At 60.3% G+C, this 9,481-nt stretch carries 9 protein-coding genes; 6 read left to right on the top strand and 3 right to left on the bottom strand.

What is annotated here, in order from left to right; all coding sequences use genetic code 11:
- Positions 1–119: 119 nt before the first annotated feature.
- Positions 120–1,262, bottom strand: coding sequence for a DUF484 family protein (locus ACOVRJ_RS16570; RefSeq protein WP_422044938.1), 1,143 nt, complete (start codon positions 1,260–1,262; stop codon positions 120–122).
- A 47-nt stretch (positions 1,263–1,309) separates the two neighbouring features.
- The gene (locus ACOVRJ_RS16565) at positions 1,310–2,203 is read right to left on the bottom strand and encodes a plasmid replication/partition related protein (RefSeq protein ID WP_422044940.1); all 894 of its coding nucleotides are present in this window, start codon (positions 2,201–2,203) and stop codon (positions 1,310–1,312) included.
- 287 nt (positions 2,204–2,490) lie between these two features.
- Here ACOVRJ_RS16565 and ACOVRJ_RS16560 point away from each other — a divergent pair, with 287 nt between their 5' ends.
- On the top strand, positions 2,491–2,934 hold the full coding sequence (locus ACOVRJ_RS16560) for a hypothetical protein (RefSeq protein ID WP_422044937.1): 444 nt from the start codon (positions 2,491–2,493) through the stop codon (positions 2,932–2,934).
- Between the two features lie 61 nt (positions 2,935–2,995).
- Here ACOVRJ_RS16560 and chrA read toward each other — a convergent pair whose 3' ends face one another.
- Positions 2,996–4,381: a chromate efflux transporter gene (chrA, locus tag ACOVRJ_RS16555; protein WP_422044936.1), complete on the bottom strand. Its 1,386-nt coding sequence runs from the start codon at positions 4,379–4,381 to the stop codon at positions 2,996–2,998.
- A 205-nt stretch (positions 4,382–4,586) separates the two neighbouring features.
- On the opposite strand from chrA, the gene ACOVRJ_RS16550 reads away from it, so the two are divergent.
- The 5 genes from ACOVRJ_RS16550 to ACOVRJ_RS16530 form a co-directional block, all read left to right on the top strand.
- Positions 4,587–5,096, top strand: coding sequence for a YbaK/EbsC family protein (locus ACOVRJ_RS16550; RefSeq protein WP_422044939.1), 510 nt, complete (start codon positions 4,587–4,589; stop codon positions 5,094–5,096).
- Positions 5,097–5,104: 8 nt separating this feature from the next.
- Positions 5,105–5,323, top strand: a complete 219-nt coding sequence (locus ACOVRJ_RS16545; protein ID WP_422044935.1) for a DUF1289 domain-containing protein — start codon at positions 5,105–5,107, stop codon at positions 5,321–5,323.
- Between the two features lie 11 nt (positions 5,324–5,334).
- Positions 5,335–5,985 (top strand): 2-hydroxychromene-2-carboxylate isomerase, encoded by a 651-nt coding sequence (locus tag ACOVRJ_RS16540; RefSeq protein ID WP_422044934.1) that lies wholly within the window; start codon positions 5,335–5,337, stop codon positions 5,983–5,985.
- A gap of 214 nt (positions 5,986–6,199) precedes the next feature.
- Positions 6,200–7,765: a methyl-accepting chemotaxis protein gene (locus ACOVRJ_RS16535; protein WP_422044933.1), complete on the top strand. Its 1,566-nt coding sequence runs from the start codon at positions 6,200–6,202 to the stop codon at positions 7,763–7,765.
- A 221-nt stretch (positions 7,766–7,986) separates the two neighbouring features.
- Positions 7,987–9,481, top strand: a 1,495-nt coding sequence (locus tag ACOVRJ_RS16530; protein ID WP_422044932.1) for an MFS transporter, incomplete at its 3' end; no start/stop codon positions are given.

The raw sequence follows: 9,481 nt of genomic DNA, 5'->3' as shown, positions 1-9,481 counted from the left end.
CCGTGTGAAAGTAGGTCATCGTCAGGCTAATATTTATGCAAAACGCCCCTGATTCTCTCGAGTCGGGGGCGTTTTGCTTTTGATTATGCCTACCTTAGTTTCGGAGTTTGGCCATGAGGTCAACTCTGGCTAACGAAAACAACCCGATTGCGACCTTGTTTTTTGGCCATATAGAGTGCCTGATCAGCTTCTTTGACCAAGGCGTCTGCTAGCTGTTGCGTGTTGGCTTGGATGCGTTCTGCTGGCAACATAGCCAAGCCAACAGAGACGCTGGCGGTGATGACTTCACCGCTGCTTAGGCTGAAGGGCCGGGCCGCGATACTGCTGCGTATACGCTCGGCAATTTCTTGCGCGTTGGCTGCAGGCGCCTGCGGCAACAAGACGACGAACTCTTCTCCGCCGAAACGAGCAATGGTGTCGCCTGCTCGCAGTTGAGTCTGAATCATGCGGCCGACGGCGCGTAAGACCTCATCACCTGCAGGATGGCCGTAACGGTCGTTGATGGCCTTGAATCGGTCTAGATCCAAAAACAGACAACCGAGTTCATGTTTGTAACGACGAGCTTGCGCAATCTCGATCAGGCATCTGTGTTCAAAGTAGCGCCGGTTGTGCACACCTGTCAAGGCATCGGTCAGACCGGCAAGCTTTAGCCGCTCCTGGTTCAAAGTGCTGTCTAGACAGACTGAGACGATCGCACCCAGGCGTTCGAGCAAAGCGGTTCCAGCCGCAGCTTCATAACGCTGCGAATCGACGCTCCCGAATTGGAGGCTGCCGATCAGTTCGCCATGGCGGCTCAAGGGCAATAGCGCCACTGAGGCAATGCGTGTGGCCTCACTTTGTCCTTGGAACAGGTTTCCATGTAGGTCGGCCCTGAATGCGCCTAAGCGGGGCTTGAGTTCTGCATCGCCATGCAAGACTTGCAACCTTCGCTGGGTCTGAGGCGATTGCAACAATTGAAGCCCCAGCAAGGGTCCGTCTTTACCCAACTCTGCTTCCAGCATGCGGCCGGCCTCGTGCTCGCGGTCAATCAATGACAAGGCCACACAGTCGATGCCAAAAGCCAGCTTGTATTCCCCCAGTAGCAGGCGAACCAGTTCCAAAAGTGAGCGGGTTGCAATCAAGCGATGCTCCAGTTGCTCGAAGCGGCGCATCTTCAACTCATTGTTGCGGGCCTCTCGCAAAATGCTCTCGAGCTGCTGACGCAATGCATGGTTCTCTGCTTGAATCTCGGCGTGCCGAAGTTGCTGTTGGTCGCTGTCCATGCTTTTGGCGAGAGGTAGAAGGTTCTAACTGTAGCGATATACCCGGTTCAGGCCTGTGACTGCAGGGCGGCCAACTGTTCGAGCAGTGCTTGGTTCTCTTCTTTCAAGGCTTTGTTCTCTGCCGATAGCTCGGCCACCGTGTTCTGCAGCAGTGTCAGTTGTGCTTCGCGGTTACGTTCTTCGGCGCTGATGCTATCTTCGGAGGCCACCGTGGCTTCGGAGTTCTCGTCACCTGCTGTTCCGGTGTTCGACTTGGGTGAACGGGATTTGCTTTCTCGGACACGCTTAGCGGCTTGTTGCAATTCCTTCTTGCCGCCGGCCACTGCTGCTCGCTGGTCTTCCTTCTCCAGACTGGCGACCGCTGCTGCAGCATTGATGGAGATCGTTCCAGCCTTAACGGCCTCCACCAATTCGGGGGCGGCGTTCTTTTGAATCTTCTCGATCTGGACCACGGTATTGCTGCTGATGCGTGCTGCTTTGGCGATCGCTTCGCGGCTGATCAGAGGTTCTGGTGCTGGTATGTCGGCGTTATGACTGATCTCATTGGGGAATTCTGTGCCCGTAGCGGCCCCAATCGCTGTGCCAGCCTCTGCTAAGGCTGCCACTGCTGCTTGTGCTCGAGCGGTGGTGATCTCCTTCTTACGCAGGGCTAAAACGCCTCGCTGAAAGTCTGAGACGCTTCGACGCCCCAGATGCTGGTCGATCATCCACAGATGCACGTCTTCCATCGACTTGAAGCGTGTGTTCTGTACTGTATTGAAGGCGAGGCCGTGTTTCTGGCAGATGCCGTAACGGTTGTGGCCATCGACCAGGATATCGCCCCACAGCACCAGTGCATCGCGGCAGCCCTCACTCAAGATGCTGCGCTCCAGCGCTTGGTGCTCGTCCGGTGTCAGGGGGTCGATGTAAGCCTTCAATTCTTCGAGGACGGTGATGTTCATGGGAGCGTGAGTGCGAGAAAAAGACCCGGCCAAACGATGGCGGACAAGGGCTGGATGTAAGGGCGAGCGCAAGGGCAAGCGTGTGCTGGGCATTTTATCGGGTGCATCACTGTGCCCCGACATCGCTCCACTGGGACTTGCTGTCAGGTGCAGAGTGTGGGCGTTGGTCGCTATCCGGTCTGAGCAATTGCGTGTCAAATTGTGACGCTGGTGCACCGGGCGCTTGGGGCTCGCGTTGAGCCCGCATACAGTGAATTCGTCTATTGAGACATCAAAGGAGTTCGGCGATGAGCAAGACCAAACTAGTTTGGGCAGTGTTGCTGCAGGGTCTGGCACCGTTGGCGCCCGCGCAAGCCGCCGATGTGGGGCTGTCGATCAACATCGGGCAGCCGGGGTTTTACGGCCATATCGATATCGGCAATGCGCCACAGCCACGCTTGATTTACGCGCAACCGGTGCTGATCGAGCGGGTCCGGGTGCAGGGCGCGCCGATCTATTTGCGCGTGCCGCCCGGCCATGAGAAAGATTGGCGCAAGCATTGCAAGCATTACGACGCCTGCGGTCGGCCGGTCTACTTTGTGCGCGACGATTGGTATCGTGACCAGTACGTACCTCATTACGAGCGCAGCCATGGCGAAGGCCGTGGTCGTGATCGTGATGATGAGCATGGGCGCGGCCACGGTCGGGATAAAGAGAAACACGGCCGGGGTCATGGCCGGGATCGCGACTGAGCCCAAAAGCACTTGCGGCTCGGCCTGAATGGGCGGGGGCCGCAAGCGCTCTCTCAAGGGTCTAGAGCGGGAGGCCGGGGAAGGCCTGCAGGATCAAGCCGACCAAGGCGCAGCCTATCAACAGCGGCATCACGCCCAGCTTGAACCGGAACAGGGCCAGGCTAGCGCTCGCTATCAACACGGCCGAACTCAAGTCGAAATGGCCATCGAGGCCCTGCGGCCACAGCACGTGGTAGGCAAAGAACAGCGCCAGATTCAAGATCACGCCGACTACGGCGGCGGTGATCGCCGTCAGCGGGGCGGTGAATTTCAGCTGGTCATGGGTTGCCTCGACCAAGGGGCCGCCCGCAAGGATGAAGACAAAGGACGGCAGAAAGGTAAAGAAGGTTGCCACGCAGGCAGCACTCGCGCCTGCCAGCAGCAGGGCCTCGGGGCCGAAAAGGGTGCCCGTCCAGGCGCCGACGAAACCCACAAAGGCCACCACCATGATCAGCGGTCCTGGCGTTGTTTCTCCGAGCGCTAGGCCGTCCATCATTTGTGCGGCGCTAAGCCACTGATAGTGCTCGACCGCCCCTTGGTAGACATAGGGCAGCACTGCATAGGCGCCGCCAAAAGTCAGCAGCGCGGCCTTGCTGAAGAAACCGGCCATCTGGCTCAGCCCATGGCTCGGACCGAAGCTCAGCAGCAGGCCGCCAAACACCAGCAACCATAGCCCCAAGCCCAGCGTCAGCACCACGACAAGTCGGCGGCGCGAAAAGCGGGCATGTGCCGGCGGGGGGGTGTCATCGTCAATGAGGGCAGGGCCATAGTGTCCTTTGGCGCTCCCTTGCCCACCGCCGAGGGTAAAGACTTCAGGCCAGCGCCGTGCCCCCAGCCAACCGATGGCCGCGGCCAGCAGCACGATCAGCGGAAAGGGTGCCTTGAGCGCAAAGATCGCCACGAAGGCAAGCATTGCAATCACCCAGAGCCAGCGGTTTTTCAGCGCACGTGTGCCGATGCGGTGCGCCGCGTGCAACACCAGCGCGGTCACGGCGGGTTTGAGGCCAAAGAAGATGGCCGCCACCTGGGCTTGGTTGCCATGCGCCATGTAAAGCCAGGACAGGCCGATCATGATCAACAGCGAGGGCAGCACAAACAAGGTGCCGGCGATGAAGCCGCCCCAGCTGCGGTGCATCAGCCAGCCGATGTAGGTGGCCAGTTGCTGGGCCTCGGGGCCGGGCAGCAACATGCAGTAGTTGAGTGCATGCAGAAAGCGCTTTTCACTGATCCAACGGCGGCGCTCGACCAACTCGCTGTGCATGATGGCGATCTGTCCAGCTGGCCCGCCAAAGCCGATGAAGCCGAGCTTGAGCCAAAACAGCAGCGCTTGCCCAAATCCAATGGGCGCGGGACGGGTGTGATCCGCTGGGTCAACGGGAGCAGCGGGAGCTTTGGAAAGGGAACTCATGCGGCGACAGAACGGGGGGCGATACGGTGGCGCAGCATGCCACACCGGTTGGCGCGCCCCTGCCTCCTTCTGGCTGAAACTTGCGGGGGGAAGGTGTGGAGAGTGTATGGGTGCGTATGGGCGTGTGATCGGGCAATTGGACCTGTGGCCTGGGCGAGCCAGGATTGCCTGAGAGAATGCGGTCATGAATGTTGTCAATGAATCAATGGCCGGCGCACTGACGCAGGACCGGCCGGAGGGCTTTCGCCGGGTTCAAGCCGCCCTGAGTGAGCGCCGTCACCATCATGAGGTGCGCTGGCTGGAGGTCGCCGCGCGTACTTCGCAAGAGGCTGCCGATGCGCTCGGCGTCGCCCTCGGCCAGATTGCCAAGTCGGTGGTGTTTCGGCGCCGCGCCGACGAGGCCGCTGTGTTAGTGATCACCTCGGGTGACAAAAGGGTGGACGAGAAAAAGCTCACGCCGCATACCGGGCCACTGGGGCGAGCCGATGCCGACTATGTGAAGGCGCGCACCGGCTTCTCGATCGGCGGGGTTTCGCCACTCGGGTTCGCGCCCGCCGAGGGCTTGCCGCAGCCGCTGCTTTTTGTTGACCGCGAGTTGTTCCGTTTTGAAGTGATCTGGGCCGCGGCCGGTCACCCGAACGGTGTGTTCCCGATGACGCCGGCCGAATTGGTCGCGCTGACCGCCGCGCCGGTGATTGATGTGGTGCAAGCATGAGTGCCGTAATGAGTTCCTCGATCAAGTCTCCCTGCAGCAATGTCTGCCGTATGCATCAGCCCACCGGCTGGTGTGAGGGCTGCGCCCGCACCATCCCAGAGATCACGCTCTGGTCCAAGGCCGACGATGCCATGCGGCTTGAAATCCTGCAGCGCCTGCCTGCGCGCCGCGAGCAACTGCTGGAGCTGGGTGTTTTCACGGCCGCCGAGCAAACCAACGAACCCTGAGAGCCAAGACCATGAAGCAACTGACCTTTTACTTTGACCCAATCTCGCCCTACGCTGCGCTGGCATTCGAGCGTTTGCCCGAGGCCTTGAAAGGCCTGAGCTACAGCGTCGAGTACCGCCCCATTTTGTTTGCCGCCTTGTTGCATGCGCTGGGTCAAAAGGGCCCGGCCGAGATCGAGTCGAAACGGCAGTGGACCTTCCGCCAAATTGCCTGGACGGCGCACCAACTGAACATCCCACTGCAGGTGCCGGCCCAGCATCCCTTCAATCCGCTGCCCTTGTTGCGTCTGGCGTGGGCTTGCGCGCCCGTCGGCGGCACGCCTAACCGCCTGCAGGTCGAAAAGATTTTTTGTCATGTCTGGCGCGCTCAAGGTGCCGATGCCAATGAAGCAGGGCGTTTGGCCGCCTTGACGCAAGACCTGGCCCCGCTGCGCGACCCCGCCAGCGAGGAAGTCAAGGAAGGCCTGCGTGTGGCTACCGAGGAGGCCTTGAGCCTGGGCGTCTTCGGCGTGCCGACGATTGCAGTGGACGGCAAACTGTTCTGGGGCTTGGACTCGCTGGACATGCTGGCCGCTTATTTGCGCGGCGACCCTTGGTTTGAACAAGGTGACTGGGAAGCCGCAGCGCGCTCGCGCCCCGGTGTGCGTCGGGTGTCTCACTGAGACTTGGCCCGACCGACGGTGAGACTTGGTTGCCTCAGGGCCCTAGCGCGTGACTGAAGTCTCGCTGGCTGCCGGGCTTAACCATTTGGGCGAGAAAACCTCGCCAATTCCTAACTTCTATCTCCCTGGGAGCCGGAACAATCGGCCTCGGTTTCTCTGCGCGGCCAATGTAGTCGAGTCAGGGGCGCTTGTTCATTCAACAGGGAGTTGAAAAATGATGTCGATGCCAGGCTTGGGCATGCGTTCGCGCATGCGCCTCTTTGCAGCGATTTTGACCGCCTTCACCCTCATCGCGATGGTCATTGGCTTGCTGCGCTTGAGTCAGTTGGAGCAAGGGATGAGGACGGTCTATGAGGATCGGGTGCTGCCCTTGAAACAACTCAAGTTGGTCGCCGATGCCTTCGCTGTCCAAGTGGTCGACGGGGCACACAAGGCAGCTGCGGGCAGGCAAGATTTGAAACAAACGCTGGAGGAGATCCAGCAGGCGCGACAACTTGTGAATCGCGAATGGGCGGCCTACCGCGCCACTCAGATGGATGCGCAGGAACTGGGCCTGGCCCAGCAGACCGAACAGGCCATGCAGGGCGCAGAGGCAGCTCTGGTTCACTTGCAGCGTTTGCTGCAAGTGGCGGATCGTGAGGGGTTGCAGCAGTTCACTGCGCAGGCCATGTACCCCGCCATTGATCCCATCTCGAACAGAATTTCCGCATTGATTGATCTTCAGCAGAGGGTCGCTGAGCAAGAGTACCTGGCGGCGCAGGCCAACTACCAGCAAACGCTGCATATCCAAATGGGTTTGATGTTGGTGGCCCTGTTGGTCGGCGCGCTGGCCGCGCAGTTGGTGGTGCGATGGTTGATGGTCACGTTGGGCGGAGAGCCCGAGCAGGCGGCGCAAGTGGCCGCGCGAATCGCGGCCGGCGACCTGTCGGCCCGCATTGTCTGCGCCGGCGCTGGACAGCAAAGCGTGCTCGGCGCCATGGTGCTCATGCAGGGCCGACTGAGCGAAGTGATCGGCCAGATTGCCTGCGCCTCCAACTCGGTCGCATCGGCCTCGGCGCAGATTGCCGAGGGCAACCAGGACCTGAGTGAGCGCACCGAAAGCCAGTCGGCCAATGTGCAGCAAACCGCAGCCACCATGGACAAGATGACCGATGCGGTAAAGGGCTCTGTCCGGTTTGTGCGAGACGCACGAGCCTTGGCCTTGGATGTGTCGGCCACTGCCGCGCACAGCGCCAACTTGGTGGGCCAGGTCGTGAGCACCATGCAGGGGATTCAACAGGCCAGCCTGCGAATTGGTGAGATCACCTCGGTCATCGATGGCATCGCCTTTCAAACCAATATCTTGGCCTTGAACGCGGCCGTTGAGGCTGCGCGTGCCGGTGAGCAGGGGCGGGGCTTTGCGGTGGTTGCCGCTGAGGTGCGGAGTTTGGCGCAGCGCGCCACTGTGGCCGCGCGCGAGATCAGTGGTTTGATTGCAGAGAGTGGCGACAAGGTCAGCGATGGCTACGGCCAGGTCCAGCAAGCCGGCGAATCCATCTCCGGCTTGGCTCAGCAGATCCAGGGTGTCAGTGAATTGATTCAAGGCTTGAGCGCCAGTTCCAGCCACCACAGCCAAGGCATCTGCGAGGTCAACCAGGCAATGACCGAGCTGGACCAGCATGCACAGAAGAATGCGGCCCTGGTCGAGGAGTCTTCGGCCGCAGCGGGTGCCTTGCGTGAACAAGCGCAGCGTTTGCGCGAGACGGTCAGCTTTTTCCGCTTGGCCTCGACACCGGGCTGACGCAGCATTTCAGCGGCTGCGGGCTTGATCGGATTTAGCTCGTGACTTACCCTGCCTGGACCTTGGGTCCCGCATCATGAAAAGAATGATGCGGGTTGCTGCGAGGTTTGTCAGCTTGGCATAAGTCTGGCGTCAGAGTGGGGTCAGAGGCGGCGCTCATAGTTGGTACAAGAGCTACCGGGCGGTGGTTCTCGTGCAAAAACTTCTGGAGACACCCCACCATGGCAACTGCAAGCGCAGTCTCCACGACCAACACGCCGATGACAGGCGAGGAAAAGAAGGTCATCTTCGCTTCCTCGCTCGGTACCGTGTTCGAGTGGTACGACTTCTACCTCTACGGCTCTTTGGCGCCGATCATCGCCAAGCAATTCTTTTCGGCCTTGGATCCGCAGGCGGCCTTTATTGCCTCCTTGCTGGCCTTTGCTGCCGGCTTCATCGTGCGCCCCTTTGGCGCACTGGTGTTTGGCCGTTTGGGCGACATGATCGGTCGCAAGTACACCTTTTTGGTCACCATCCTGATCATGGGTCTGTCGACCTTCATCGTCGGCGTGCTGCCCGCTTACGCCACCATCGGTGTTGCGGCGCCAGTGATCCTGATTGGCTTGCGCATGCTGCAGGGCTTGGCCTTGGGCGGTGAGTACGGAGGCGCTGCCACTTATGTGGCTGAGCATGCGCCTCATGGCAAGCGTGGTGCTTACACCTCATGGATTCAGACTACCGCGACGCTGGGCCTGTTCCTGTCGCTGATGGTCATCCTGGGGACGCGCACCTTGGTCGGCGAGGCCGAGTTCGCCGCTTGGGGTTGGCGTGTGCCTTTCATCGTGTCGATTCTGTTGCTGGGGATCAGCGTGTGGATTCGTTTGGCGATGAATGAAAGCCCGGCCTTCCAGAAGATGAAGTCGGAAGGCAAGACCTCCAAGGCGCCGCTGTCCGAGTCTTTCGGTCAGTGGAAGAACCTGAAGATCGTGTTGCTGGCCTTGTTCGGCTTGGTCGCGGGTCAAGGCGTGGTCTGGTACTCCGGCCAGTTCTATGCGCTGTTCTTCTTGACCAGCGTGTTGAAGGTGGAGATGTCCACCGCCAACATCATGGTGGCCGTCTCCCTGCTGCTCGGCACGCCATTCTTCGTGGTGTTCGGTACGCTGTCTGACAAGATTGGTCGCAAGCCCATCATCATGGCTGGCTTGGTGCTTGCCATCGCAACTTACTTCCCGCTCTTCAAGGCGCTGACCAATGCGGCCAATCCGGACTTGGCTGCGGCGCAGAAGAACGCTCAGATCTCCTTGACCGTCGACATGTCGACTTGCTCCTTCCAGGGCAGCCCGGTAGCGCGTGAAGTGGACTTCACCAGCTCCTGCGATATCGCTAAGCGTGCGCTGGCTCAGTCCTCGGCCAGCTATGAGACCGTGGCCGGTCCGGCCGGATCGGTGGCTGTGATCAAGGTGGGCGACAAGGTGATCAACGGCCTGAATGCCACCAAGGCCACCGAGCACAAGTTCGACGAGGCTTCCACCAAGGGCATCGCCGCCTTCAAGAAGGAGTTGACCGACGCCATGAAGGCCGCGGGCTATCCCGCCAAGGCGGACCCCGCCAAGGTCAATCAGCCCCTCGTGATCGCCATTCTGTTCGTTCTGGTCTTGTACGTGACCATGGTCTACGGCCCAATCGCGGCCATGCTGGTGGAGATGTTCCCGACCCGTATCCGTTACACCTCGATGA

The sequence above is a fragment of the Roseateles sp. genome, assembly GCF_049240545.1.
Taxonomy (GTDB): domain Bacteria; phylum Pseudomonadota; class Gammaproteobacteria; order Burkholderiales; family Burkholderiaceae_C; genus Paucibacter_A.
The sequence above is the reverse complement of the archived record's forward strand: the minus strand, read 5'-3'. Positions and strand labels throughout refer to the sequence as shown.

Excerpts from the sequence above, each read along its gene's own strand:
- ACOVRJ_RS16570 (WP_422044938.1), bottom strand. The coding sequence starts at position 1,262 with ATGGACAGCGACCAACAGCAACTTCGGCACGCCGAGATTCAAGCAGAG.
- ACOVRJ_RS16565 (WP_422044940.1), bottom strand. The coding sequence starts at position 2,203 with ATGAACATCACCGTCCTCGAAGAATTGAAGGCTTACATCGACCCCCTG.
- ACOVRJ_RS16560 (WP_422044937.1), top strand. The coding sequence starts at position 2,491 with ATGAGCAAGACCAAACTAGTTTGGGCAGTGTTGCTGCAGGGTCTGGCA.
- chrA (WP_422044936.1), bottom strand. The coding sequence starts at position 4,381 with ATGAGTTCCCTTTCCAAAGCTCCCGCTGCTCCCGTTGACCCAGCGGAT.
- ACOVRJ_RS16550 (WP_422044939.1), top strand. The coding sequence starts at position 4,587 with ATGGCCGGCGCACTGACGCAGGACCGGCCGGAGGGCTTTCGCCGGGTT.
- ACOVRJ_RS16545 (WP_422044935.1), top strand. The coding sequence starts at position 5,105 with ATGAGTTCCTCGATCAAGTCTCCCTGCAGCAATGTCTGCCGTATGCAT.
- ACOVRJ_RS16540 (WP_422044934.1), top strand. The coding sequence starts at position 5,335 with ATGAAGCAACTGACCTTTTACTTTGACCCAATCTCGCCCTACGCTGCG.
- ACOVRJ_RS16535 (WP_422044933.1), top strand. The coding sequence starts at position 6,200 with ATGATGTCGATGCCAGGCTTGGGCATGCGTTCGCGCATGCGCCTCTTT.